This is a genomic window from Bradyrhizobium betae (genome assembly GCF_050632175.1).
Taxonomy (GTDB): Bacteria; Pseudomonadota; Alphaproteobacteria; order Rhizobiales; family Xanthobacteraceae; genus Bradyrhizobium; species Bradyrhizobium betae_B.
In genome coordinates, this window is sequence record NZ_CP192576.1 from 180,863 (window position 1) to 205,726 (window position 24,864).

Sequence of the window (24,864 nt, forward strand, 5' to 3'; positions counted from 1 at the left end):
TCGCGAAGGATGGTGGGGGAAGAAGGACTCGAACCTTCGAAGTCATAAGACGGCTGATTTACAGTCAGCTCCCTTTGCCACTCGGGACACTCCCCCGCTCGACGGCAGCACATCGGGCCGGACTTTCCGGCGACCGAAGACGGCCATGGAACTTGAAGCCGCAACAGCCCTGACGGGGACGCGACCGGGCGCGGTTATGGGCGAAACGGGTGGGCAAAGTCAACCAAGACGACCAGCTAAATCACCCCGGATAGGCCCAAATTGCCATATTCAGGGACCCATGACACAAGCAAGCCCATGAACGATCGAAAATTCGGCCCGAAAGGTCGCCGCGGCGGCGGTAAGCCCTTCAAAAACCCGGGAAATCGGCCGGCCAGCCGACCTGGCGCGAGCGCGATTCGGACCCCGACGGGCCGGTCATCCTCTATGGCTGGCACACCGTCACCATGGCGCTCGCCAATCCTGCGCGGCAGATCCGCAAGCTGACGCTGACCGAGAACGCCGCAAGGCGGCTGGCGGACGAAAACATCGAAACCCGGGTCGCCCCCGAGATCGTCCGGCCCCAGGACATCGACCGGCTGCTGTCGCCCGACGCGGTGCACCAGGGCCTGCTCGCCGAGGCCGATCCCCTGCCCTCGCCTGGTCTCGAGGACCTGCAGCTCGAGGGCATGGTGCTGGTGCTCGACCAGATCACCGATCCGCACAATGTCGGCGCCATCCTGCGCTCCGCCGCGGCGTTCGCGGTGAAGGCGATCGTCACCACCGCGCGCCACAGTCCGGAGGCCACCGGCGTGCTGGCCAAGGCCGCCTCGGGCGCGCTCGAACTGGTGCCTATTGTCACCGTGCCGAACCTCGCGCGCGCGCTGACCGAACTGAACGAGCTCGGCTTCCTGACCATCGGCCTCGACAGCGAAGGCGGCGAAGATCTCAGCGAGGTCCCGCTGCGCGAACCGCTCGCGCTGGTGCTTGGGGCTGAAGGCACGGGACTGCGGCGTTTGACGCGCGAGACCTGCAGCATCGTGGCGCGGCTCGACATGCCCGGCGCGATCAAGAGCCTCAACGTCTCGAACGCAGCCGTGCTGTCGCTCTATGTCGGCGCGAGCCGGCTCGGCCTGATGAAGCGCTAACAACGAAACGCCCGCCCGCACGGCGCGGACGGGCGTCCCGTCAATTCAACCGATCAAGCGATCAGTAATAGCGGCGCAGCACGCGGTGACCGCCGTAGTACGGCGCGGGCGCGTGGCGATGGGCGTAGCCGTAGCGCGGACCGTAGCCGTAATGCGTGCGCGGCAGATAGCCGGCGCGCGGGCCGTAGCCGTAGCGATACGGACGGTAGTACGGGCGGCGATAGGGATAGGCGGCCGGCGCTGCGACGGCGGCAGCGCGATAGCCGTAACCGTGGCCATAGCCACGGCCGTAGCCGTATTCGGCGGGCGCAACGACCGCGTCCTCACGGTAGGTCGGATACGGCGCAAAGGCGCCCGGGCCGGTATAGGTCGGGCCCTGGTTGACGTAATAATACTGCGTGGTCGGCTCGGCGAGACGCTCATAGGCGCCGTAACCGTAGCCACCGCAACCGGTGTTGCAGCCGGAATAGACCGGCGCGACCGGCTGGCACGGATTGAAGCCGCAGGCAGCAGCCGGCGCGGCCCCGACGAACATCACGGCAGCCGCCGCAACCAGTCCCGAAATCATCTGACGCATTACTCTCTCCTGTTGATTTCCGCTTGTTGGATTTTGACGTTTCTTGACCCGGCGACCGCCGGGCACTTCAGCGCGGCCGACGGTACCGCGGAGTGTCGTTGAACTCGGGTGCAAGGATCACCGCCGGCGGATTGACGGGCACGTCCATCTGCGCCGGCAGCGGCGCGGATCGCGCGCTCCAGCTCTCGTGATAGCCCTCGGCGGGCTTCGGCAGTTTGCGGTTCGCCGGCGGCTCGACCTCGAGCCGGCCGTAGCCCGGCCGCAAGCCCAGCGTCGGATAATAATGGCCGACGTCCTCGGGCTGACGCTCGGCGACATAGCGCCCGCCATAGATGGTGGGCTGCACCTGGATGTTCTTGCCGAGGCCCCAGACGCCCTCGACGACGCTATAGGATGCGTCGATATTGTTGATGATGATCGGCACGCCGGGACGGCCGGGCACGACGATATCGAAGCCGCCGCCGGCAAACGCCGTCGCGGGCAGTCCGATCAGAAAGGCAGCGAGCGCAAATGCGCGCATGACAGGATCCCGTTTATCCGGCCCGCAACCTAACCGATCACGACGCACAGAGGGTTAAGGCCCCTCGCCAAATGCCGGTAAGCCTAACACGGCAGCATCGCATGCCGCTCAAATGCAGCAACGCACGATAGCGAAGCGTTAACGTGCTCCCGCGTGCTGGAACACGCGCTCACATCCGTTAGTTCCGCGCGTTTGTTCCGCGACAGCAATAATCGATCTGTTGCATCGGAACATCCGCCGCCGCCGGCATTTAGCCCCCCATCAATCAAACGGGAGACGACAAATGACGAAGATGAAATTCCTCGGCGCCGTCGCGGTGGCGTCGACCATGCTGGCAGGCTCGGCAATGGCGCAGGCGGTGGTCACCAATCCGGCCCGCTGCTCGGCCCAATTCCCCAACGCCAATTGCCAGAACCTCGGCCCCGGCAATCCCTACACCGACGGCGGCACCCGCCAGCGCCGCGCGGCCTATCGCCAGAGCAATGGCGACTGGAACAACGACTGGAACAGGAACCGCACCGGCTTCTGGCCGACCGACGTCGCGGCCGGCGTCGCCGGCGCAGCGGTCGGCACCGCGGCTGCGATCGCAACTGCGCCTGCTCGCGCCTGGGACAACAGCTACGCCTATGACGATAGCTGGAATCGCGGCTGGGACAACCGCGGCTGGGACAACCGCACCTACGCCCAGCGCAACGGCTTCGTCTGCACGCCCGGCACCTACTTCAAGGGCGAGGACGGCCGTCCGCATCTTTGCCAGTAAGCGGACATGATCTGAGCGAGACCGAACAGGCGGCCCTCGGGCCGCCTGTTTCATACCCATGATCCATCGCCGGGTTCTGGCACTTTCCATCCAAGTCTGATATTGCGACGCGCACGGGCGGACAGCCCCGGCGAATGCCGGCTCCTGCCCGCATTCCAGCGTCGCCGGCTTAGCTCAGCGGTAGAGCAGCGGTTTTGTAAACCGAAGGTCGGGGGTTCAATCCCCTCAGCCGGCACCAGTGTTCGACGCGCTGCCTTCGCGCGCAACGGCGCCGCAACTGCATCCTGCATCGATCAGGAACTGCACCTTCGCACCTGTTCTTCAGCGCCCGCGCAATCCGTTCCCACCCGGCTACGCATGGGCTCATGCACAACGCTCCGCCACCCTGCTCCGTATCTCGTGCCGAATGCGGAGTGCCTATGGTTGTTTTGACTGACGAAGAAGACCTCGCCGTTCAAGCCAAGCTGAATTTCATTCTTGGTGCCAAAATATACGATACGTACTTCCAGGGGTTTCGATGCGCGGAATTGTCCGGCGGTGTCGTGATCGCCTACGCCCGCAGCGAGTACATGGCTGGCGTCATCAGCGCCGACTACAGCATGCCGATCGCAACCGCGGTCGCGGGCGTTGTCGGACAACCCGCGGTCATGGTGCTCGTGCTGTCGTGCCCAATCCAGCCGCGATGATGGCTGCTCGGCCGCAATCGCGCAGCAGGCACAATCGGGGCATTATGAAGTCCCAGCTTTGCTTCAAGCGGCTGCTGCATCGCGGCCGCCCTCCGGCAATTCGTCCAGCCGCCACAGCCCGAGGCTCTTGTCGCGCCAGCCGCCGTCGCCCTCCTCGCAACGCTCGTTGATCAGCGCGTGCGGCGGGGGCCAGTTGAACGGCGCTCGCTCCATGTTCAGCGCGCGCCAGTCGCCGTCCTCGCAATCGCGATTGCTATCCCATTCGGGAAACGTCGTGACCAGCAAGTAGCGTGCACCGCTCTCGGCAAAACGCGCGACGGCTCGGGCGATGTTGGCGAAGCTCAAATGAACCAGGCAGTCCCGGCAAAGAATGACATCCGCGCGCGGCAGCGCGTCGCGCGTGATGTCGGCAATGAGGAACCGGCCGGACAACGCGCCGTCCGCCACGCGACGGCGATTGCCCTCGATCAGCGCCGGCACGATGTCGATGCCGGTGTAGTCGCAGCCGAGCTTGACGCGGCCGATCCAGCCGGCATCGCCGCAGGGCGCATCCAGCAGCGAGCGCGCGCCGAGCCGTTGCAGCAGGAAAGGAAGCTCCTCCCGGATCGCTTCTGTCGCCGGGTCCTCCGAGCCGAGGCCTGAGACCGAACTGGCCGCGCCCCAGAGGTTCGTCTTCTCGATTCTGCTCGAACCGCGCGGCGAGATCGAGGCCGGCAAAATTCTCCCGATCGGCGACGAAGCGGTCGTGGGCGAGCACGGGGGGACGTTTCGCGATCATCGGGCGGACCTCAAATCAGGATTCCGTCGTGACCACACTAACAGGTCGTGCATCCGGAATCTCCATCCCGTCATGCTCACGCCGGCTTCTGCCACTCCATGATGTGGAAGTAGGGCACGCGGCGATGGCGCGCATTTCTGTTGGGATCTCCGCCCGTCGGCTGCGGCTCGACGAACAGGCGCAATTGGAGCCCGTGATCGAGCAGTAGCGTCATGTAGGTGCTGAGCGGGCGGTGCCAGTTCTGGATCCGGATCCCGCCCCAGCTCACCCAGTTGCAGCGTTCCTCCATATAATGGTCGATCACGAAGCGCGGTATGCCATCGCCGTCACGCGTCCAGCCTTCGGGCGGCCCCGCGGTATTGAAGCTGGTCATGTTGGCGATCAGCAGCGTTCCGCCCGGCCGCAGCGCCGCCACCATGTTCGCGATCGCCGCGGCGAGATCCGGCATGTCGATCAGGCTGAGATAGCTGACGACGAGATCATGGGATTCATCGAAATCCATCGCCTCGGCGCGGCCGAGCCGATAGTCGCCGTTCGGGTCCAGCTCCCTTGCGCGCGCGAGCAGCGCCTCGGTCGGATCGATGCCGGTCGTGCGGATGCCGGCACGCTGCATGAGACGGCAGAAACGCCCTTCCCCGCAGCCGACGTCGAGCGCAGTGCGGAAACCTCGCCCTTCGACCCGCGCCCGCATCGGCTCATCCAGCACGAAGCGGCGACCGTAGTCGCCCTCCTCACCCTGCTCGACGATCCAGGCCGCCGCGGACGCGGCCCAGCCGTCGCTGACATCCTCGTTCATGGGCAACCTTCGGACATGGATGTTGGCCGCAGGCGTCGCGGGCGCGGCTACTGACCACAGATTGGATCAGAGTTCAACATCAGGTAGACTGCAGCACCGATGCGCTCCACCACTCCCAGAGAGAAGGCCAGGATCATTGCCGGTGCGGCAACGGCCGTCATCATGACGGCCGTGCTGCTGGTGTTCGCTCTGGGTGTCCTGCTCGCGCGTTAGATCGCAGGTTCACGGCGGACGGATGCCTTACGCCGCGCGCACCGTTCGCAGGAATTTTCCGACTTCGTCCTTCAGCCGGGTGCTGTCGGATGCCAGCATCTTCGCGGTCGAGAGCACCTGCGAAGAGGCCGAGCCGGTCCCGGCCGCGCCGCGCTGCACGTCGGTGATGTTCGACGAGACCCGCTGGGTGCCGTGAGCGGCCTGCTGCACGTTGCGCGAGATCTCCTGGGTCGCGGCGCCCTGCTCCTCGACGGCCGCGGCAATGGTCGACGACACCTCGGACAGACGCTCGATCGTCGCGGAGATGTCGCGGATCGCATTGACGGAGTCCTGCGTCGCGGACTGGATGCCGGAAATCTGCTGGCTGATCTCGCCGGTCGCCTTGGCGGTCTGTTCGGCCAGCGTCTTCACCTCGGCGGCGACGACGGCGAAGCCGCGGCCGGCCTCGCCGGCACGCGCCGCTTCGATCGTGGCGTTCAGCGCCAGCAAATTGGTCTGGCCGGCGATGGTGTTGATAAGCTCGACGACGTCGCCGATGCGCGTGGCCGCGACCGAGAGCTCGCTGACCCGTTCGGTCGTGGTGCGGGCCTGGGTGACGGCCTCGCCCGCCATCCGCGCGGATTCCTGCACCTGACGGCTGATCTCGTTGACGGAGGAGGTCAGCTCTTCCGTGGCGGTGGCAACCGACTGCACGTTGCCGGTGGCTTCGCCCGACGCGGTCACGACGACCGAGGTCAGTTCCTCCGCGCGCTGTGCGGTGGTAGCGAGCGTCGAGGACGACGCCTCGAGCTCGGTAGAGGCCGAGCCTACCGTCTCGATGATCTCGCCGACTGCGCGTTCGAAGCCGTCGGCCAGGTTGACCATGTCGCGGCGACGCTGCTCGGCAGCCTGCTTCTCCGCTTCGACCTGGGCTGCCTTGAGGCGTTCGACCTCGAGCCGCGTTGGTCTTGAACACTTCGACCGTCCTGGCCATGTCGCCGATCTCGTCGCGGCGATCCTTCTCGGGCACCTCGGTCTTGAGATCGTTGCGGGCAAGGCCCTCCATCGCGAGCTTGAGCCGGGCGATCGGCCGGGACATCGCGTTGAGGCCGATGAAGAGCGCGATCGCGATGCCGATCAGAAGGCCGCCGGCGCTGACGCCGAGCACGGTCCAGGTCGCGGATTTGGCGTCGCGGTCAATGGCGTCCTTGCGCTGTGCAACAACCTTTGAGACTTCAGCCGTGAATTTCGCCACGCGATCCAGCGACGCGTCGATCAACGGATCGCATTCCTTGTGCGCACGCTCCGCAGCCCTGGAATTCTCCTCCGGGCTGGTCGCCTGCGAGCCGGCCTGGAGGACGGGATCGCATCCGCCGAAGACGGCCTTCAACTGGCTGCTGATGCTCTTGATCTCGGTCGCGCGGGAGGGATCATCCTTTTCCGCCGCATCGAGATATTGGGTGATCTCGTTGCGGTTCTGGTTTGCGGTCTTGAGACGATTGGCGTTGCCTGCTTCGGTCGCTTCGGTGAACACCGCATAGAGCGCGGCATGATAGGTCTCGATGCGGCGCTGGGCCCGTGTAAGGTTGAGCGCGGCCGACTGTGCGGCATCGAGCTCTCCAAATCCGTCGACGGTCGCGGAGAGTTCGCGGGTGCCGAAAGCGGCAACTCCGACCATCGCGCAACCCATGACGGTCACGATCAGCGCGACCTTCCATACGATCTTCAGATTGTTCAAGACGCTCATTCCAGCATTCCAATGATATCGCGGTCGACAGCGACCGACGCATTCCCAGCGACGCCATTGGAACTCCAGGACGTTAAAAATTGATACCAAATGACGCGGATTCTTCTTACGGAAAAATAACGGTTGGAGGCATGGGCGTAAGCCTCGCGTAAGCTGCGCCCTGCTTTGGCGACGGTTGCTCTGCCTCACGGAACAATTTGCGAGGGTCGGCCGTTCTTGGCCCATGCGGATCAGAGAAGAGAATCGAAACATATTCCTGCTGGCGACTGTGACGCTGTGCTGCGGCGTGGTGGCCGGGACCGCGACGCTTCTCGAGCTCGGTATTTGCGGAGGCTCCGGCACAGGTGGCGGGGAAGCAGGTTGTCGGCAGCCGGTTTGCCGATGGCGCTATCGAGCCGCCCGTCCGCGTTGTTGGTGGAACGATTTTCGTTCCCAACGTCAATCCACGTGAGCGATAGCGCTCAAGTCGGCGAAGCTTCTTGGCCTTCCTCGCGCCGGGGTTCTCCGCCTGCCAACCTCTCGACAAATGCGATGACCTCTGCGCGCTTCTCGGGCGACAGCGACATGTAAGTCCGCACGAGCCTCAAGCCCTGCGCTTCGTCCGATGGGGTCGTTTTAGCATCCATCCCCCACTGTCGGGCGATCGGGAAAAATATGCAATCCCCGGGGGTATCTTCTTGATTCGGCCGGCCAGCTTTGCTGGAATGGGACCAACAAAGGTGCCCCATGAAGTGGATCAGGGAACGCGACGCGCTGATCGCGCAGACAATGGCCTTCGTCCAGTCGGTGACCGGCAAGAAGGATGGCTTCCATCCGCCGGAAATCCCGACGGGTGCTCCTGCCGTGTGGGTGGAGACCGCCGCCGTCGAGACCGTGACCATCGAGACCTTCACGGTCGAGGTCGAGCCGCCGAAAGCTGCCCCGCCGCCCCAACCGCGCATGGTCTCGCCACCGCGGGCAAGCGGCGATTTCCGCTCCGAGATGCAGGCCCGCATCGCCAGTTTCCGCAAGCACCAGGAGCGGTTCGAGCGCGAGCGCGAGGAATATTGCGCGGCGACCCTGACCAAATTGCGTGCCGCCATCCGCGACCCCTCTGTCCGCCCAGAGGCGGACAAGTGAGGGGGCGACCGCCTCACAGCCGGGAGCTTGGAGGCAAGACCTCATAGCCAGGGCCTCATGGCCAAGACGTTATAGCCAAGACCTTATAGCCACGACCACACCAGCCAGAGGTTGGCCGCGCAGGCACCGAAAAGTGCCAGCGTGAGGGGCAGCAGCATGTGCCCGCAGGAGGTTTTGAGGTCGGTCGTCATGGCCCAAAACATCCGCTGATTCCGCCAAATGAGTCCCGGGGATTCTTTTTTGGGGATTCAGGACTCGTTTACGACTCAGGCACCCGCCCCTCAGATCACGCCCCCGTGATCGCAGGCGAGCCGGAACCCGACCCGCTTTTGGTCGTTAACGGGCTTTCCGGGAGCGGCCCGAATGCCCTACGCCCTGTTCTGCAACGACGCCCAACTCAGCAAGGCCTATCCCGATGAGGCCGACGTGTGGAAGTTCGCGCAGCGGAGCGGCCTCGTCGTGGATGTCATCGACGACGACCGTCCCGGGCCGCGCCGGGTGCTCGACAATGACTACGAGATCAAGCCGTGCCGGGCCGCCCAAAACGAGGACCCCGCCAGGAACAAGGCCGAGGCCGAGCGCCTGTCCAGGATAGAGCTTGAGTTGAATTCCTGACGTCCGGCGGAAAGCCGGAGAGTGACGCAAGCGGGAGATCAGGGCGTCGCGGTGGCCAGCGAGGCCTGCTCGCCCGCCAGCACTACGCAGGCCTTGCGGCGGTGCAGCCCGCGGATCGCGCCCGTGACCTTGAGCACCTTGCCTGACGGGCAGGACGCATCCTTGACGAAGGCCACCTCATAGGGTGCCAGCATCAAAGGCTCGGACTTGAGGATTGTCTGTGCAGCACAAGGAAAGGAAATGATGCACGAGAGCGCTACTGCCGACACCAAGATACGCATGTCCGTCGTCCCACCAGCCCGGTAATTCTCATATAACGCGTTCCGGAGCGCGAGTTGCCTAGTCCGCAAAAATTATTTTTGCTTTACCCGCGCCCCATGACGCCCGTGAGAAAGCGCGCGTCCGACTGTTTGCCTGCAAATGACGCGCCAGATGGTTCACACAAAGCAAACAAGGCGTCGACAAAAACGAGCCTGGCAAACGAAAGCGCCGGCGGGAGCCGGCCTTTGTCAGAGCATGGGCAGATCTTGGTCGCTGGCCGCGGGTCAGTAGCGCGAGGCCGCGGGGCCACCCCAGCCGAAGCGATAGTTCACACCGACCTTGACGGTATGCTCGTCGTCCCGGCCCCGGACGCCGACAACGTCGGCCGGACCGGAGGTAATGGTCGTGCTGCCGAAATTGTAATACTGGTACTCGGCCTTGGCCGACCAGTTGGGCGCGAACATGTATTCGAGGCCGGCACCGACGGTATAGCCGTCCTTGTTGTTGCCGGTGGCGGTGAAGGGCTGCGCGACGCCGGCGACGTTGACGCCAAGGCCGCCATTGCGCCAGGCGTAACCGCCCTTGGCGTAGAGCAGCGCCGGACCCCAAGTGTAGCCCAGGCGGCCCGTCACCGACCCAAGCTGATCGGTATTCGACGTTACCTGCGTACCCAGCGGGAACGTGACACCGTTGTTGTTGGTCGGCAGCCAGGAATACTGGGCCTCGATACCCACGACCCAGTTGGGCGCGAACTGGTAGTCGAAGCCGCCCTGCACGCCGCCCAGGAAGCGGGCGTCGCTGGACTGGAAGCTGCTGTCGCCGGCAAAGGCGCCGCCGACGTGGCCGCCGATGTAGAAACCGGTCCAGTTGTAGATCACCTGCGGCGGTGTATAGGCCGGAGCCTTGGTGTAGGTGCGCGCCTGCATGTCGGCCGCGGCGGCCGGCGCGGCCAGTGCCAGCAGAGCGGCTGCTGCGCCAAGCAAAATCGTCTTCATGGTCATCCCCGTTCTTTCAAAATCGACACTCAGGAAACAACGTGGCGTGATTTAGGTTGCTTCGCGGCGATGCCGGAACGTTGATCGTTCGTAACTGTGACGGAGCGGCAACAGAGCGATTTTGTTCCGTCACGTCTGCTTGCGCCGACAGATTTTGTCGCCGGCGCAAAGCCTGCCGTAACGATCTCGTCGCAAGGCCAAACCACCCGTTCAAAGCTCGCCGAAATGTGATCCAGCGGCTCCGGCGGCCTCTGTCCTACCACCGGGCGATGAAGGTCGGCTTTGCGCTACCGCGTCATCTTTTCCAGTTCCGGAAAGGGTCCGTAAACCGCGCCTGCGCAGAGTTCGCTCGCCTTGTCGACGACACGGTCCGCTCTGCCGTTGACGAACACCACCGCGCGCTCGCGCATGCCCTTATAGCTTCCGTCGGTCTCACGCGGGGTGAACCGCAGGCAGCTGACATAGAACTGCCGGCCGCCGAGCTCGCGCTGCACGGGGTCGGCCATGCCGGCCTCGCGCACACCGACCGGATTGTTCAGATAGGCGCGCATCAGAGCGAGCGTATCGCTGCGGAAATTGTCGGGGAACGGCTGCGGACCGCCGGCCTGCCCCCCGCCGATCAGGGACGGACGGTCACCGTCTCCGCCGAAACATCCAGCGAGCGCCAGCGGCAACGCCAGGATCATCGCACGTTTCGCCAATCGCTCCACAGGTCACGCTCGCCGCTCAATCAGACCCGGAGACGTCCAGCCCCAAGGTTGCGATGATGCATGTCTAGAGGTGTTTTGCCCGACGAGTCAACCGGATTCGCAAAATCCGTATTACGGCAGGCGTCAAACCATTGATATGCCTATCGCCGTCTACTGTGCATGGGGTTGTTTTCGAAGTTCATGTTTGTTGGGATCGGCGCACCGGCCCGCCGCCGACACTTCGAGCTTTCGCGCGAGGCGTGACGAACGGGCCGGGCCTGATGTCCGCACACGGCGGCGGGGCAATGCTGGATGCCGCCGCGCGGGATCAGTCCTAGCTGCGCTTGTCCGACGTCACCGGCTTGGTGAGATCCGGCTGCGTGATCGGCGACTTCTTGGCCGATACCTGCTTGTGATGATGGCGATGGGTCCGCACGGTCTTGTGCTGGTCGGGCGTCACAGCGGCATTGGCGTTCATCGCGTTCGCCGTGGTATCCGCCTTGACGTCGGCAGCGGCCTTCGCGTCGGTTGCCTTGGCATCGGCCTTGACGCCAGCCTCGGGCTTCGCGGCAGTGGTCGATGCCTTGGTCTGGCTCTGGTCCGCCTTGATCAACGGCGCAGTCGTGGTGGTCTTGCCGGCCTCGGCCGCGAAGGCCGGGGCTGCGATCACAGAAGCGGCGAGCAAGGCTGCGGAAATGGTCTTCAACATGGTCGGTCTCCTCTTGGAAGGATCTTGAGGCGGCGCCCTCTCGTCTCCTCTTCGATCGTAAGTGAGAGCCTAGGAGCACCGCGCTGAACCCGGTCTGAAGCCCCTTGCAGGCTCCCGTTCATCTCGATGACAAGTTCGTCATCCACGCACGGGACGGGAATGTTTCTGGCGGATGGGTGTTCCGGTCCTAGGGCAATCGTGTAGGATCGCCACGTTCCATTCGGGAGAACTTAGATGCGCAAACTCTCTACGCTTCTTGTGCCGGGACTCGTCGCCATGACGCTGGCGGCCGGGCCGGTTGTGACCAGCGCCTATGCCGCAGGCAGCGACGAGCCCTCCTCGCCGCCGAAGTCCGACGACTCGTCCAAGAAGGGCAAGAAGAAGAGCTCCTCCATCAGCGATCCCAAATTCCTGGCTGCCTATCGCACCGCCTACACCACGATCTACGACAACCACGACTACACCGGTGCGATCAGCCAGTTGAAGTCGCTCAAGCGCGACGACGTCGCCGACGTCGCGAACCTGATCGGCTACTCCTATCGCAAGCTCGGCGACTACCAGTCGTCAAAGGTCTATTACGAGCTGGCGCTGAAAGACGATCCGAACCACGTCCGCACCTGGCAGTATTACGGCCTCTGGCAGCTCGAGCAGGGCAACCGCGAACAGGCGCAGTATCATCTGAACAAGATCGCCGCGCTCGCCGGCGCCGACAGCTCCGAATATCGCTCGCTCGCCGCCGCGCTCGACAAGCCGACCGGCGCGACGCTCGTCTACTGAAGACGTCGCGTCTTCGGACCGATTGAACGGGCACAACCTCGGGGTTGTGCCCGTTCCGCTTTCTCGGCTAGCCTTCGCGCACGAATCCTCCCTGAAATTGGTGCGCAATGGATACGTGGCTGCGATCCGCGATCGACTACATCTCTTCCTGGATCGAATTCCAGCAGACGACAATCCAGCAGCCCGGCGTCATCGTCGCGTTTGCCCATCGCGGCGAGATCGTCGCCGAACATGCGTTCGGCATTGCCAATCTCGACACCGGCGAGAAGCTCACCCCGCGCCATCGCTGTCGCATCGCCTCGCACTCGAAGAGCTTTACGTCGGCCGGCATCATGAAGCTGCGCGAGCAGCGCAAGCTCCGGCTCGATGATCCCGTCGGCCAATATGTCGACGGCATGCATCCGCGCGTCGCCGAGACGACCATCGCGCAGCTGCTCTCGCATACCGCGGGGCTGACGCGCGACGGCGCCGATTCCGGCCAGTTCATCGATCGTCGTCCGTATCTGAGCGCGAAGGAGCTGCTCGCCGAGCTGAAGCTGCCGACCGCGATCGAGCCCGGCACGCGCTTCAAATATTCCAACCATGGCTTTGGGCTGCTCGGCCTCGTCGTCGAAGCCGTGACGAAAGAGCCCTACTCCGTCTGGATCAAACGCGAGATCGTCGAGGCCGCAGGCCTGCGCGAAACCGAGCCGGACGCGCCACTTCCCAAGGGCGCATCGTTCGCGCGCGGCCACACGCGAAGGGTTCCACTTGGCGAGCGTTGCGTGATCCCAGGCGACAATCCCACGAACGCGATGGCATCGGCCACGGGCTTCGCCGCGACCGCCGCCGACACCGCCCGCTTTTTCGCGCAGCTCGCACCCAATGCGAAAAAGAGCCTGCTGTCCGTCGCCAGCCGCCGCGAGATGACGCGGCATCATTGGCGCATCCCGCAGAGTTTCGAAGGCTATTACGGCCTGGGCATCGGCGCCGGCAAGCTGGACGGCTGGGACTGGTTTGGCCATGGCGGCCACTTTCAGGGTTACATCTCCCGGACCTGCTCCATCCCCGCCTGCGAGCTCACGATCAGCATCATCAGCAACTCCATCGATGGCGCGGCGCCGTTCTGGATGGATGGCGCGATGCAGATCCTGCGCGTCTTCAAGACCCGCGGCGCGCCCGACCGGCGCCTGCGCGACTGGACCGGCCGCTGGTGGACGCTCTGGGGCGCGACGGACCTAGTGCCGATGGGCAACCGCGTGCTGATCGCCAACCCCCAGTTCAACAATCCGTTCATGGATTCTGGCGAGATCGAGGTGACCGGCCGCGACACCGGCAAGCTTGTCCTCCGCCGCCGGCTATTCAAGTTACGGCGAGCCGGTACGGCGGGTCCGAGACAAGCGCGGCAAGGTCAGCGACGTCTGGATCGCAGGAGCCAACGTCAAGCCTGCGAGCGTCGTGGCCCGCGAAATCGAGCGGAGATACAAGCCGCGCAAGCGCCGGCCTATTCCCTGATCAGCGCCTCGACCTCGCTCCGAAGCGCCTGCCGCGCCCCGTCGCGCGAATAGAACATGTGGCCGCCGGGATAGACGACGAACTTCACGCGCTGCGTCGCGAACGCCGGCAACTGGTCGAGCACCCGCTTCGAGCCGAAATAAGGCGTGGCGAGATCAAACAGGCCGTGCGCAACCAGCACGTTCAGCTTCGCATCGGTGGCGAGAATCTGGCGCAGATCCGACACGGACTGCGGCGGGTTGATGCCGCGGCCAAAATCCCAATGGCCTTCCACGGCGCCGTTCAGGACTTCATAGGAGCCATCCGGCCGCCAGTTGAGCTTGCGCGTCAGCACGTCGACCGCAGCACTCGTCAACGGCGCCTGGAGCGCATCGCCCGAAGGGTCGCCGAAACGGGAGTTGCCCGAATCCGGATAGGGGTCGAAGCCTCGCACCGAGGCATCGTAGCGCCCCGTCACCTTGCCGTTCCTGCGATCGAACTCGCGGCGGAATTCGCCGACGTCGAAGCGCCCGGCGAGCCTGCGGCTCACCGTCGGGTCGATGCCGGTGAGCTCGGCGACCTTGTCGGCGAGGCGGTTGGTGGCTTCCTTGTCCGCCTCGCCCTTGACGAGATCAGCCAGGAATTCACCGCGCGCATAGGCCTCGACGTCGGCCAGATCGGCGCGCTTCACCGGTCCCTTGAGTTCGCGGGCAACTGCCACATAGCTCGGCAGCGTCGCGACATATTGCAGGAGGCTCGTGCCGGTGAACTCGCGAAAATCCAGCAATGGCGATACCAGGATCAATCCCCTGATGCCGACACCATGCTGAAGCTGCAACTGGCGCACGACCTTCGGCCCGCGAATGCCGCCATAGCTCTCGCCCGCGACGTATTTCGGCGAGGTCAGCCGGTCGTGCTTCTCGAGCTCAGCGACGGATCACCAGCGCGATCGCATTGGCGTCACCATCGACGGAGTAGAACGATTTGCGCGCGTCCTCGCCGCTTGCGACGAAGCGGCTGTAACCGGTGCTGACGGGATCGATGAAGACGAGATCGGTGAAGTCGAGCCAGGTTTCCGCATTCGGCTTCACCTCGGGCGAGGCCGACGGCGACAGCGCTTCGCCATCGAGCGGCAACCGCCACGGCCCGGCCGCGCCGAACTGAAGCCATGCGGAGGATGCGCCGGGCCCACCGTTGAACAGGAACGTCACGGGACGCGTCGCGCGATCGGCGCCGGTAAGCTCATAGGACGTCGCGGCGATATCGGCCAGCGGCTCGCCCTTGCCGTCGAACACGCGGATCGAGCCGGCGGTCGCGGTGAAATCGAGCGTAAGGCCGGGCAGATCGAGCGTCTGCTTCGTTGTCGAATCCGGCGGCAGACGGTGCAGCTCGGCTGCCGGCGAATTCTGCGACGCGCTTTGCGCGCCACCGCCGCGCCCGCCTTTCTGTCCGGCCGGCGCAGACGCCTCGGAGCGCGGCTGCGGCGGATCGTCCGCGCGCGCCAAGCCTGCGAATGCGAAAGCCGACACCGCCAGCACCAGAGCCGCATGGCGGAGCGCCGGCAAACTCGTGATCATGATCGTCTCCTTGCCCGGCTCTCTGAGGACCGCCGCGTACCGAAAGGCTAGCGAGGAATTGCGACGGTTTGGGGGATCACCGGCCAGGCGGAGCCCGAACAGCCCGATCGGACGGAAATCGACCTGGTTTGGTCCTGAATCGGGATGAACAACCGCCCGTTTGCCTTGAGCCGCAGTCCTCCTCGACAATGCAGGCCTAGGTCGTATAGACGAGCCCGGCGGAACTTCTCTCCAGCCAGCGGCCCTGCCCGGAAGCCATGACCAAGCCAGCGCGATACGACCGGATCGCCTTCGTCGCCAGCCCGAGCAGCGAGGCGCAAGCGGCCTTCGGCCAACTCAGCAGGGAGTACGGCAATTGCGACCCGAACGAGGCTGACATCGTCGTCGCGCTCGGCGGCGACGGCCTGATGCTCCAGACGCTGCACCAACACATGCACACGGGAAAGCCGATCTACGGCATGCACCGCGGCACTGTCGGCTTCCTGATGAACGAATATTCGACGGTCGATCTGCGTGGGCGTCTGGAAGCCGCGCATGAATCCGAGATCAATCCGCTGCTGATGCGTGCGACCGATGTCAACGACCGCGTCCACCTGCATCACGCCATCAACGAAGTCGCTCTGTTTCGGCAGACCTACCAGGCGGCGCGCCTGCGGATCCTGATCGACGAGCGCGAGCGCATGCCCGAGCTGATCGCCGACGGCATCATGGTGGCAACGCCGGCCGGCTCCACCGCGTACAATCTGTCGGCGCAGGGACCGATCCTGCCGATCAACGCCGCCCTCCTCGCACTGACCCCGATCAGCGCCTTCCGGCCGCGCCGCTGGCGCGGCGCTCTGTTGCCGAACACGGCCTATGTCGTGATCGAGGTGCTGGAGGGCGACAAGCGCCCCGTGGCGGCGGTGGCGGACCATGACGAGGTGCGCGATGTCCGCCGCGTCGAAGTCCTGTCCGACCGGACCATCTCGATGCGCATGCTGTTCGACCCCGGCCATAGCCTGGAAGAGCGTATCCTGCGCGAGCAGTTCGGCTACTGAGCTCCAGCGCGCGGCTCACTTGCCGCAGCGATCAATCGATTCCAGGCCGCCTGCCACCGTGGGATCGCTCAACAGGTCGAAATCTCTGACGACGGGAACGAAGCTCTTCGTCTCCGATGTCATCAGGTAGATCGTCACGGGCAACGACGTCTGCTGCGCCTCGTTCACACGACAGAATTCCTTCGCTGCGACGCCGAGCCCCATCGAACCGCGCTTGCCTTGTTTCCCCTGCTCGACCATCGACGCGCGCAGCGCCTCGAAGCGTGCTGCATCGGCTGATGACAAGCGATAGGGGTAGGTTGATGAACCCCGCGGCGGCGCGGGCAGACCGGCGCGATCTCGTGCGTCGCTCATCTCCACCATGACAAAACTCGTCTTCATCTCGGCCTCGCCGGCCACTTTGGTGACGACGTCGAGCCTGACGCCATCCGAACGAGGTCGCAACGCCTCGGGCAATTGCATGGCAACGCGCAGCATCGACAAATCCGTCGTCTTGGCATCGATACGGGCCAGGCGCGGGATCGATGTGAGCGGAACCGAACTGCAACCACCGAGCATGAGCGCAGCCGCGCTCGCAAGAACACGCGCCAGGCGGTTCATCGCAGGTATCTCCAGTCTAGACTTGAGGAAGTGGCTAGGCCGATTTCCGGCCGATCGCGCGGGGGTCTAGAGAGCCGTTCGCGTTGTCAGGGACATATTCCAGGATATCGCCGGGCTGGCAGTCGAGCACGGCGCAGATCCGCTCCAACGTGTCGAAGCGAATGCCGCGCACCTTGCCCGACTTCAGCAGGGAGACGTTCGCCTCCGTGAGCTCGATGCGCGCGGCAAGCTCGCGCGACCTGATCTTTCGCTTGGCAAGCATGACGTCGAGATTGACGATGATCGGCATGGTCAGATGATCTCGCTGTTCTCGTGCCAGAGGCGGACGGCATCAGCCATCACGGTTGCGAACGCGACGAGGGCTAGACCACTCAGCACAGACAACACTTGCGACTGTTCGATACCGAACATCACCACAAGCTGGCCAGGAACGTTGGCCCGCGTCAGGTTGATCGTGGTGAGCATCTGAACCAGCGGCGACATCAACGCATTGGCGATCAGCGCGAAGCCCATGCGGCGGATGCGCCAGGCGTTGTCGGTCACGAACACCTCACCGCGTGCGAAACGGGCGAACAGCATCGAGAGCTGCAGCAGGGCGTAGATCACGGGCGCAAGGCCGATCATGCTGATCAGCGCGCCCAACAAGCGCGTACCGGCATTGAGCGTGAACTGCCGCGCTCCCAGCGGGGATTGCGTCGCGATCCAATGCCACAGCACCTCGTCGCTGGACCATAGCAAGGGAACCGCGATCACCGTGCCGGCGACACAGACGAGCGCGCCGACGCTGACGGTCCGCCCGATACGTCGCAACCGCGGCACTGCCGGCGCAGGAAAAGGAAACACGATCACGCTCATCTGAGTAACTCTCCGCTTCTGAACATTTTTATTGTTTTACAATAAAAAATGGCGGAATTGCGATATGCCAATCTACTTCCCGGCTGCGCCCCACGACTGCAGCGGCAACCCTTCGTTAACTCCCGGCGCGATATGGTTAATGAAGGTTGACCGCTCTGGCCCAGGCGTCATGTTCCGCATCGATTTCAACAAGCTGCGCTTCCTCATCTGCGACGACAATCCGCACATGCGCCGCATCCTGCGGACGCTGCTGCATTCGTTCGGCGCGCGCGAAGTCTACGAGGCCGAGGACGGCGCCACGGCGCTTGAAATGTACAGCCATTACGTGCCCGACATCGTCATCGCCGACTGGGCGATGCCGATCTTCGACGGCCTCGAGCTCCGCGCAGATGATCCGGCAGCCGGAATCCAAAGGCAATCCTTACGCGCCGATCATCATGCTGACCGGTCATTCCGAGAAGCGCCGCGTCACCGTCGCGCGCGATGCCGGCGTCACCGAATTCCTGGCCAAGCCGATTTCGGCCAAGGGCCTCTACCAGCGCATTCTCAACGTGGTCGCCAGTCCCCGGCCCTTCATCAAGACCAAGACCTATTTCGGTCCGGACCGGCGCCGCAACACCAGCTCCGCCTATATGGGTCCCGAACGCCGCGTCGGCGAAAAGCACGAGGTGCTGCAGCAGCCCTCGCTGCTCGACAAGGCGCGCTCCACCATCTAGCGCAACGTTCTCACTCGATCGGGCAGACATCATGGCGAAGAACAGCGCAAGGGACATCGAGGTCACGGCCTTCGCCACGCATCAGGTCATCACGCAGCCCAATCCGCTGCGGAAAGTCCTGCGCCGGGTCGATGAAAAGGACATGGACGATCCGGTCGCCCGCGCCGAGCAGGCGCTGGCGGATCTTTCCGGCGAGTTCAAGGGTTGGATGGCGACCGAGGTCGACCGGCTGTCCGCCGCCTACGCCGCCATCCGCAATGACGGCTTCACCAAGGCACGTCGCGACGAGCTGTTCCACGCCGCCCACGACATCAAGGGCGACGCCGCGACGTTCGGCTATCCGGAAGCGGCGGGGATCGCCGAGAGCCTGTGCCGCGTCATCGAGCACGCGCCCGACCTCGCACGGGTGCCGGCCGAGCTGTTCACGCATCACATCAACGCCATCCTCGCCATCGTGCACGAGAACACCAAGCTCGACAGAATCAGCGTCTCTGCCGAGCTCAGCCGCCGCCTCCGCAAGGTCGCCGACGACTATCTTGCCGACGTCAACCGCGATCGCCCCGAGCATCTCGAGGTGATCCTGGCACCGAGCATCGTGCCGGCGGAGTAAATCGAGCCCTTTCTCCTCTCGTCATTGCCAGGAGCACTTGCGACGAAGCAGTCCAGACTCTTTCGGCGGAAAGATTCTGGACTGCTTCGCTGCGCTCGCATGACGGAGCTTGCGGCGGCCGTCTCGAACTACGCCGCGATCAGATCATCATATACGGGACCGACGTCACCCTCTGCGACCAGCTCGTCGCAGAATAGCCTTGCCTCCTCGCGCGCCGACTCGGTGGCGAAGCGGCGGAGCAGGACCATCAGCGGCTCGGTGGCGCCGCGATCGGTCTCGCAATGGGTGAGCACGCGCTCGACCATGCGCCGGCGCAGCCGCACCGCGCCGTCGTCGCTGTCGACAAAGCCCTGCTCGTGACATGCATCGAGCGCGACCTGGAATGCCGCGAAGGTCGCTTCGGGCAGGCCGGCGCGACGGAGCAGCGCATGCAGGCTGTTGCTGCCGCGATCGTGCAGCAGCGCAGACACGCGCGCCCGGGGCAGATCGGCGAGCTCGGCAAGCGCCGCGTCGAACAGGTCCAGATTGCTCGACAGCAGCGCACGCAGGATCAGGCCTGCGGTGAGCTGGCCGGTGATGCGCAGGTGCCGCACCAGGCCCTGCATGTCCTCGCCGCGCGAACGCGCCGCAATGTTCATTGTGGAACGGTCGCGCGCCTCGGCCGCGATGCGATCGGCACGATCGGCGCTCAGCCAGTTCCGTGCCACGACGAATTGCGCAAGGGTCTCGGAGAGTTTTGCCACCAGCGCTGCGCGTGTGGCGGCCGGTAGATCCTCCAGCACCAGCATCGCCTCGCGGATCGCGGCGAGATGACCGTGACGCTCGACAATGCGATCCCAGGAGAATGGCGCAAGCTCGGCATGGGAGTTCTCGATCAGCTCGAGCGCCGCCGCCGCGCAGCCGACTTCGGCAATGGCGGCGCATACAGATACCGGCAGCGCGATGCGGCGCGCGACCGCGCACTGCACCTCGTCATTGCCGGTCGCGACAAGATCGACCAGATCGGCATCGATCAGGAGCGGAGAATGTTCGAGCACGGGCAGCGCCACGGTCGGCTGATCCGCCGACAGTGCCCGCACGATTGTCGCGGGCGCTTCAATGCTGCGTGCAAAAGCCTCGGCCATCGCCTGCCGCACCAGAGGCGAGGGATCGTCGAGCAGCATCAGCAGCGCGCCTTCGGCGGCGATGCGGTCGTCGTGGGAGAGGTCTGAGATCAGCCAGGCCCGGGCCAATGCCCGCGTGGCCTCGGCCCGCTCGCCAGCGGGCGCCGTCCTGATCCAATTGATGAACTGCCGAACGATCATGGTGCTTCCGGCTTACGCAACGAAGACGAAGCGGTGACGGCTTGTCACCTGCAACACAAAATAAACCACGACGCTTAACAAAGCGTTCACCATAACTGGCTGGTTTTATTGATGATTTGTTAAGAGAGCAAAGGCTGCCGCCGCACATGGCCCGGACGCATGCAGCGCGAAGTGATGCGCTGCAGAGCCGGGGCCGACGATGATCGGAAGCCGTGCCCGCTTCATGGGTCCGGCTCTGCGCAGCAGCGCTACGCGCCGCAGCGCGTCCGGGACACGAGAGTCAGTATCAGCTGCTGAACGTGCCGCTGCGATCGCTGAAGAGATCGAGCGGCTGCGGCGGTCGTACGTCGGGCGTCGCCGACGCGACTGACGTGAGCGAGGCGTTGTTGCCCCACAATTTCTGCACGGTGGTCGAGACCGGCTGCGTGACATCGCCGGGCTGATAGATCGAGCGGAACGCCGGTGCAACCGGTGTGCTGTCTGCGACGGTCGTCGACGATGTCGCGCTGACCGGCGTCACGGCGTTCGTATTCGGGAAAGTCTGGAGATAGGCGGCATTGTCGACCACGGGCGCAGTCGGCTGCACGCCGTTCGCGCTCGCAACCTGTGTCGTTGACGGCGTGCCGCCATACATCGCCATCGCGCTGCGCGTCGTCTTGGAATTCGCGGCGCCGGCGTAGCGCGCGTCCAGCACCGAATAGACTTCGGAGACGCTGCGGGCACGGCCGTCCTTGGCATAGAAGATCGAGCGGTTGGCGGATGCCGCATTGGGAAACAGCCGCGCGCCGACCGCTTGCGGATTGTCTTCGGCATTGGCGATCAGTTTCGCGGCGCCGCCGACGCCCATGAAATGCGCCATGTAGAGTTCACTGTCGGACGGCCTGCGGCCGAGCAGGCCCGTGAGCTTGAAGCTGTTCGACTGCGTCAGCGCCGCGGCCATGCTGGACGCGGCCTCCGGATCGTCGCGCAGCTTCATGATCGACCGCTTCATGGCGGGATCGTCGACCGTGTAGGTGCCCGACGACGTCCTGGTGATGGCGTCGGAATAATTGCCATAGCCAAGCTGTGTGCCCGCCTCCTTGACCGTGCCGAGCCAGGTCTGGTCGATGAACTGGTAGAGCCCGTGCGCGGAGGATGTGGTGGCGCCCGCGGTCGGATCGAAATCCGATTCCATCTTGGCCGTGGTCAGCATGTATTGGAAGCTGACGCCGGAAATGTTCGAGGCCTGCTTGATCGCACCGGCGACACGCGCCCGCGACGGATCGAGAACCGCCGTCTGCGAGGCACTGGAATTGTCGACCGACATGATAGAGTGCCCGCCCCGCGCGGCGTTGAGCGGCGCCGGCAATTCGGACGCCCTGTCGTCTCACCGTGGGACAGGTATGGTTAATGCGGGGTTAATTTCGAGGCTCCCCGGCATTCCAGGGGTGTAGGCCGGGAATGACGGAGGCCTACTTCTTGTAGACGTCGCCGGGATCGAACAGCTCTGTCCGCATCGACGAAGACGAGCTTCGTCTCTCCGCCCTCGGCCTCGACCTTGCGGTAGAAGCAGGACCTTCGGCCGGTGTGGCAGGCCGCGCCGATCTGCTCGACACGGATCCAGACCGCGTCCTGGTCGCAATCGGTACGGATCTCGACCACGCGCTGGGTCTGCCCCGAGGTCTCACCTTTTCGCCACAAGGCATTGCGCGAGCGGCTGAAGTACCAAGCCTCGCCGGTCGCAATCGTCTTGCGCAGGGCCTCGTCGTTCATGTGGGCGACCATCAGCACATCGCCGGTGGCGACATCGGTAGCCACGCAGGTCACAAGGCCGCCTGCGTCGAAGCGCGGCTGGAAGGACAGACCTTCCTCGATGTCATGAGAGTGAGCGGACACGGGCGTCCTCGCCAAAAGCTTTCGCGAGGTCAGCGCTGCAGGCCTCGCACCAGGGACAGGAAACGAGCCTGCTCTGCCGGATTGTCGCGGAACATGCCGGTAAAGCGGCTGGTGAAGGTGGAGGCGCCATGCTTGGCGACGCCACGCACCGACATGCAGGTATGCTCGGCTTCGATCAGCACCGCAACGCCGCGGGGCTTGAGCACTTCGTCGATGGCCGCGGCGATCTGCGCCGTCAGATGCTCCTGGGTCTGGAGCCGGCGGGCGAAGATGTCGGTCAGGCGGGCGAGCTTGGACAGGCCGACGACGCGTTCCACCGGCGTATAGGCGATATGCGCCCTGCCGTAGAACGGCATCATGTGATGCTCGCACTGCGAGGTGAACTCGATGTCGCGCACCAGCACGAAATCGTCATAGCCCGCGGTCTCGCCAAAGGTGCGGTCGAGCACCTCGGCCGGGCACTGGTGGTAGCCCTGGTAAAGCTCGTCGAAGGCCTCGACCACGCGGCGCGGCGTGTCGAGCAGGCCCTCGCGCTCTGTGTTCTCTCCGATGTAGGCGAGCAGCGTCTTCACCGCCGCTTCCGCCTCTGCACGCGCCGGGCGCGGCTGGTCGGCGCGGACGGCGGCCGCGAGGAATTCGGCGGGATCGAGCTCTGCCGGTCGGCTCTCGGGATGCTTGTCGGCGGGCTTGCCCGGGCGGATGGATTTGATCGCAGCGTCCATGTCTACTCCGTTCGACGGCCTCATGGCCGGAGTGTCACCGGCAGACGGGGCGGCATGCCGCCGGACGCCTGAAGAAAACAGTATTAGCGAAAACGTCCTTGGCTCATTACGCCAGCCGCGCAGATCTGGATCACCGCTGCCGCTCCGCTGGACTGTTTTTCCGCGAGTTCCGACCCTATATAGGACCCTGGACGGCGCCCGCCAAGGCCGATCCGGTACGGAAGTGTTGGACTTCATCACATGCTGAACGACATCTATAACAAGCGGATCATCGAGCTGGCCGGGAATATTCCGCGCCTCGGACGACTCCCGAACCCCGACGCAAGTGCCACCGCCCACTCCAAATTGTGCGGCTCGACCGTGAAGATCGACCTCAAAATGGAGGGCGACACCGTGACCGACTTCGCTCATGACGTGAAGGCCTGCGCGCTGGGACAGGCCTCTTCATCCATCATGGCAAGTCACGTGGTCGGCTCGACTGCGAGCGAACTCCGTGAGTTACGCGAAACCGTTCGCAAGATGCTGAAAGAGAATGGCTCGCCTCCTGAAGGCAAGTGGGAGGAAATCAAATTCCTCGAGCCGGTCCGCGACTACAAGGCGCGACATGCCTCGACCTTGCTGACCTTCGATGCCGTGGTCGATGCCATCGGCCAGATCGAGGCGAAGGCCAAGCAGCCCGCCGCCGCTCAAGGCTGATTCAGGGCCGAGGCAGTCTTGGCTACGCGCTGGCGCACCAATCCCGAACGACGACCTGCGGGACGTCCTACTTCTGGGAGCCCGCGCTCTGCACCGCGCCGGTCGGTACCACCGCCTCCGCCGTCTTGGTCGATTTGAGCGGCTGTTGCTCCTGTTCCGCGCCAAACCTCGCCTGCGTCTTCGGCGCGAGCTCCGCCACCGCAGGCGCGGCGACGTCCGCATGCGGCAGCACGTCGGCCACCAGATTGGTCGTCACGAGATTGGTGAGCTTCAGCTCGGCAGCGTCCAGCTCGTGCAGATCTTCCCACGGCGGCACGCTGAGCGCGAGCGACAGCAGGTCGCCGGCGCCGCCCATGTCAAAGGTGTATTTGGCGAGCCGGCCGATGTCGCGCTCCACGATCATCAGGTCCTGCGCGCTGTAGCTGGCCGCCTTGGCATCGTCGGCGCGGTCGCCCATCCAGATCTGGTGGACCCGCACATGCGCCGCCTCCGGCACATAGCGCGTCTTGCCGGCCAGCAGCAGGAATACGCACATGGATTCGCAATAGGCTTCGGGCGCGACCGCCGGACGGGCCGACCGGCCGCCGCGGTTCTGAAGACTGATGCCGACTGTCGTCAGAAGGCCGAGATTGCGGAAGCGCCGGCCGAGGGTGATGGCGTCGTTGACGGAACCGCCGCTGGAGTCGAGAACCACGGTGGCGCCGCCAAGCTGGCGCTCGCGGGCAAACTCTTCGAAGTCCTTGGGCGTATCTGCGGTGATGATGCCGACCGCGCTGACCCACCCACGGCAGTTCGGCTCGCAGGCAACCCAGTTGAACTTCATCGGCAGCTTGCGCTCTTCGAGCGTAGCACCTGCCCGAGCCGACGATCCCAAGGTCGTGACGGCTCCCGCCAACACGACCCCACAAGCAGCGGTTCCCACCAGCAACCAGCCGCGAAGATGAAGCGACTTCAGAAGTTTCAAACTGGTCCCTTCCCCAAGCCCCAAGCACTAAGCCCAAGCCGATTCAGGCAATCCCCGTTCAGACGTTCCAACGAGTCTACACATGGA

23 protein-coding genes, 2 tRNA genes and 7 pseudogenes are annotated in these 24,864 nt (G+C 64.6%); 12 read left to right on the plus strand and 20 right to left on the minus strand.

All coding sequences use genetic code 11. From position 1 onward, the window contains the following. Positions 1-10: 10 nt before the first annotated feature. Positions 11-96: transfer RNA gene (locus ACQ86E_RS00960), tRNA-Tyr, on the minus strand. A gap of 201 nt (positions 97-297) precedes the next feature. Here ACQ86E_RS00960 and rlmB point away from each other — a divergent pair. Further along, positions 298-1,127, plus strand: a pseudogene (gene rlmB / locus ACQ86E_RS00965) (23S rRNA (guanosine(2251)-2'-O)-methyltransferase RlmB). A gap of 61 nt (positions 1,128-1,188) precedes the next feature. Here the strand turns inward: rlmB and ACQ86E_RS00970 are convergent. Both ACQ86E_RS00970 and ACQ86E_RS00975 read right to left on the minus strand, forming a co-directional pair. Beyond that, complete coding sequence (locus ACQ86E_RS00970) at positions 1,189-1,704, minus strand: hypothetical protein (RefSeq protein WP_431203815.1); 516 nt, start codon at positions 1,702-1,704, stop codon at positions 1,189-1,191. 67 nt (positions 1,705-1,771) lie between these two features. Beyond that, on the minus strand, positions 1,772-2,224 hold the full coding sequence (locus tag ACQ86E_RS00975; RefSeq protein WP_431203816.1) for a hypothetical protein: 453 nt from the start codon (positions 2,222-2,224) through the stop codon (positions 1,772-1,774). Between the two features lie 283 nt (positions 2,225-2,507). On the opposite strand from ACQ86E_RS00975, the gene ACQ86E_RS00980 reads away from it, so the two are divergent. The 3 genes from ACQ86E_RS00980 (at position 2,508) to ACQ86E_RS00990 (ending at position 3,670) form a co-directional block, all read left to right on the plus strand. Further along, a complete protein-coding gene (locus ACQ86E_RS00980) occupies positions 2,508-2,984 on the plus strand; it encodes a hypothetical protein (RefSeq protein ID WP_431203817.1) in 477 nt (158 codons plus the stop codon). A 163-nt stretch (positions 2,985-3,147) separates the two neighbouring features. Then, positions 3,148-3,222, plus strand: a tRNA-Thr gene (locus ACQ86E_RS00985). A 181-nt stretch (positions 3,223-3,403) separates the two neighbouring features. Next, the gene (locus ACQ86E_RS00990; protein WP_431203818.1) at positions 3,404-3,670 is read left to right on the plus strand and encodes a hypothetical protein; all 267 of its coding nucleotides are present in this window, start codon (positions 3,404-3,406) and stop codon (positions 3,668-3,670) included. 63 nt (positions 3,671-3,733) lie between these two features. On the opposite strand, the pseudogene ACQ86E_RS00995 reads toward ACQ86E_RS00990, so the two are convergent. The 3 genes and pseudogenes from ACQ86E_RS00995 to ACQ86E_RS01005 all read right to left on the minus strand — a co-directional run bounded on the left by ACQ86E_RS00995 (position 3,734) and on the right by ACQ86E_RS01005 (position 7,183). After that, a pseudogene (locus ACQ86E_RS00995) lies at positions 3,734-4,448 on the minus strand (class I SAM-dependent methyltransferase). 76 nt (positions 4,449-4,524) lie between these two features. Then, on the minus strand, positions 4,525-5,244 hold the full coding sequence (locus ACQ86E_RS01000) for a class I SAM-dependent methyltransferase (protein WP_431203819.1): 720 nt from the start codon (positions 5,242-5,244) through the stop codon (positions 4,525-4,527). Between the two features lie 240 nt (positions 5,245-5,484). Then, a pseudogene (locus ACQ86E_RS01005) lies at positions 5,485-7,183 on the minus strand (methyl-accepting chemotaxis protein). A 726-nt stretch (positions 7,184-7,909) separates the two neighbouring features. Here ACQ86E_RS01005 and ACQ86E_RS01010 point away from each other — a divergent pair. Together ACQ86E_RS01010 and ACQ86E_RS01015 are read left to right on the plus strand one after the other, a co-directional pair. Beyond that, on the plus strand, positions 7,910-8,302 hold the full coding sequence (locus tag ACQ86E_RS01010; RefSeq protein ID WP_431203820.1) for a hypothetical protein: 393 nt from the start codon (positions 7,910-7,912) through the stop codon (positions 8,300-8,302). Between the two features lie 363 nt (positions 8,303-8,665). Then, on the plus strand, positions 8,666-8,917 hold the full coding sequence (locus tag ACQ86E_RS01015) for a hypothetical protein (RefSeq protein ID WP_431203821.1): 252 nt from the start codon (positions 8,666-8,668) through the stop codon (positions 8,915-8,917). A 38-nt stretch (positions 8,918-8,955) separates the two neighbouring features. Here ACQ86E_RS01015 and ACQ86E_RS01020 read toward each other — a convergent pair whose 3' ends face one another. The 4 genes from ACQ86E_RS01020 to ACQ86E_RS01035 all read right to left on the minus strand — a co-directional run bounded on the left by ACQ86E_RS01020 (position 8,956) and on the right by ACQ86E_RS01035 (position 11,571). Further along, entirely contained in the window at positions 8,956-9,198 is a 243-nt protein-coding gene (locus ACQ86E_RS01020) for a hypothetical protein (protein WP_431203822.1), read from the minus strand. Between the two features lie 264 nt (positions 9,199-9,462). Then, the gene (locus ACQ86E_RS01025) at positions 9,463-10,173 is read right to left on the minus strand and encodes an outer membrane protein (RefSeq protein WP_168213723.1); all 711 of its coding nucleotides are present in this window, start codon (positions 10,171-10,173) and stop codon (positions 9,463-9,465) included. Positions 10,174-10,460: 287 nt separating this feature from the next. Next, positions 10,461-10,859 carry a hypothetical protein gene (locus tag ACQ86E_RS01030; protein WP_431203823.1) on the minus strand — a complete coding sequence of 133 codons (399 nt, stop codon included), beginning with the start codon at positions 10,857-10,859 and terminating at the stop codon, positions 10,461-10,463. Positions 10,860-11,196: 337 nt separating this feature from the next. Next, positions 11,197-11,571, minus strand: coding sequence for a His-rich protein BRANT (locus ACQ86E_RS01035; RefSeq protein WP_431203824.1), 375 nt, complete (start codon positions 11,569-11,571; stop codon positions 11,197-11,199). A 234-nt stretch (positions 11,572-11,805) separates the two neighbouring features. On the opposite strand from ACQ86E_RS01035, the gene ACQ86E_RS01040 reads away from it, so the two are divergent. Both ACQ86E_RS01040 and ACQ86E_RS01045 read left to right on the plus strand, forming a co-directional pair. After that, positions 11,806-12,348, plus strand: a complete 543-nt coding sequence (locus ACQ86E_RS01040) for a tetratricopeptide repeat protein (protein ID WP_431203825.1) — start codon at positions 11,806-11,808, stop codon at positions 12,346-12,348. Between the two features lie 107 nt (positions 12,349-12,455). Continuing rightward, positions 12,456-13,842 (plus strand): annotated as a pseudogene (locus tag ACQ86E_RS01045) (serine hydrolase domain-containing protein). On the opposite strand, the pseudogene ACQ86E_RS01050 reads toward ACQ86E_RS01045, so the two are convergent. Next, positions 13,832-15,398, minus strand: a pseudogene (locus ACQ86E_RS01050) (S10 family peptidase). The pseudogenes ACQ86E_RS01045 and ACQ86E_RS01050 overlap by 11 nt on opposite strands. A 257-nt stretch (positions 15,399-15,655) precedes the next feature. Here ACQ86E_RS01050 and ACQ86E_RS01055 point away from each other — a divergent pair. Beyond that, on the plus strand, positions 15,656-16,435 hold the full coding sequence (locus ACQ86E_RS01055; RefSeq protein WP_431203826.1) for an NAD kinase: 780 nt from the start codon (positions 15,656-15,658) through the stop codon (positions 16,433-16,435). 15 nt (positions 16,436-16,450) lie between these two features. Here ACQ86E_RS01055 and ACQ86E_RS01060 read toward each other — a convergent pair whose 3' ends face one another. The 4 genes from ACQ86E_RS01060 to ACQ86E_RS01075 all read right to left on the minus strand — a co-directional run bounded on the left by ACQ86E_RS01060 (position 16,451) and on the right by ACQ86E_RS01075 (position 18,212). Next, on the minus strand, positions 16,451-17,035 hold the full coding sequence (locus tag ACQ86E_RS01060; protein WP_431203827.1) for a hypothetical protein: 585 nt from the start codon (positions 17,033-17,035) through the stop codon (positions 16,451-16,453). A gap of 34 nt (positions 17,036-17,069) precedes the next feature. Continuing rightward, the gene (locus ACQ86E_RS01065; protein ID WP_431203828.1) at positions 17,070-17,324 is read right to left on the minus strand and encodes a helix-turn-helix domain-containing protein; all 255 of its coding nucleotides are present in this window, start codon (positions 17,322-17,324) and stop codon (positions 17,070-17,072) included. A 2-nt stretch (positions 17,325-17,326) separates the two neighbouring features. Beyond that, the gene (locus ACQ86E_RS01070) at positions 17,327-17,890 is read right to left on the minus strand and encodes a DUF2975 domain-containing protein (protein ID WP_431203829.1); all 564 of its coding nucleotides are present in this window, start codon (positions 17,888-17,890) and stop codon (positions 17,327-17,329) included. A gap of 136 nt (positions 17,891-18,026) precedes the next feature. Further along, entirely contained in the window at positions 18,027-18,212 is a 186-nt protein-coding gene (locus ACQ86E_RS01075) for a hypothetical protein (RefSeq protein WP_431206656.1), read from the minus strand. Between ACQ86E_RS01075 and ACQ86E_RS01080 the strand changes: the two are divergent. Continuing rightward, positions 18,141-18,606, plus strand: a pseudogene (locus ACQ86E_RS01080) (response regulator). The gene ACQ86E_RS01075 and the pseudogene ACQ86E_RS01080 overlap by 72 nt on opposite strands. 31 nt (positions 18,607-18,637) lie before the next feature. Then, positions 18,638-19,216: an Hpt domain-containing protein gene (locus tag ACQ86E_RS01085; RefSeq protein WP_431203830.1), complete on the plus strand. Its 579-nt coding sequence runs from the start codon at positions 18,638-18,640 to the stop codon at positions 19,214-19,216. Between the two features lie 128 nt (positions 19,217-19,344). Here ACQ86E_RS01085 and ACQ86E_RS01090 read toward each other — a convergent pair whose 3' ends face one another. The 4 genes and pseudogenes from ACQ86E_RS01090 to folE all read right to left on the minus strand — a co-directional run bounded on the left by ACQ86E_RS01090 (position 19,345) and on the right by folE (position 23,117). Next, positions 19,345-20,520, minus strand: coding sequence for a DUF2336 domain-containing protein (locus ACQ86E_RS01090; RefSeq protein ID WP_431203831.1), 1,176 nt, complete (start codon positions 20,518-20,520; stop codon positions 19,345-19,347). Positions 20,521-20,806: 286 nt separating this feature from the next. After that, the gene (locus tag ACQ86E_RS01095; protein ID WP_431203832.1) at positions 20,807-21,868 is read right to left on the minus strand and encodes a lytic transglycosylase domain-containing protein; all 1,062 of its coding nucleotides are present in this window, start codon (positions 21,866-21,868) and stop codon (positions 20,807-20,809) included. A gap of 103 nt (positions 21,869-21,971) precedes the next feature. Further along, positions 21,972-22,395: pseudogene (gene hisI / locus ACQ86E_RS01100) on the minus strand (phosphoribosyl-AMP cyclohydrolase). Between the two features lie 29 nt (positions 22,396-22,424). Then, on the minus strand, positions 22,425-23,117 hold the full coding sequence (folE, locus tag ACQ86E_RS01105; protein ID WP_431203833.1) for a GTP cyclohydrolase I FolE: 693 nt from the start codon (positions 23,115-23,117) through the stop codon (positions 22,425-22,427). Between the two features lie 240 nt (positions 23,118-23,357). On the opposite strand from folE, the gene ACQ86E_RS01110 reads away from it, so the two are divergent. Then, entirely contained in the window at positions 23,358-23,813 is a 456-nt protein-coding gene (locus tag ACQ86E_RS01110; RefSeq protein ID WP_431203834.1) for an iron-sulfur cluster assembly scaffold protein, read from the plus strand. A 67-nt stretch (positions 23,814-23,880) separates the two neighbouring features. Here the strand turns inward: ACQ86E_RS01110 and ACQ86E_RS01115 are convergent, their stop codons facing one another. Beyond that, positions 23,881-24,777, minus strand: coding sequence for a hypothetical protein (locus ACQ86E_RS01115; RefSeq protein WP_431203835.1), 897 nt, complete (start codon positions 24,775-24,777; stop codon positions 23,881-23,883). Between the last annotated feature and the right edge of the window lie 87 nt (positions 24,778-24,864).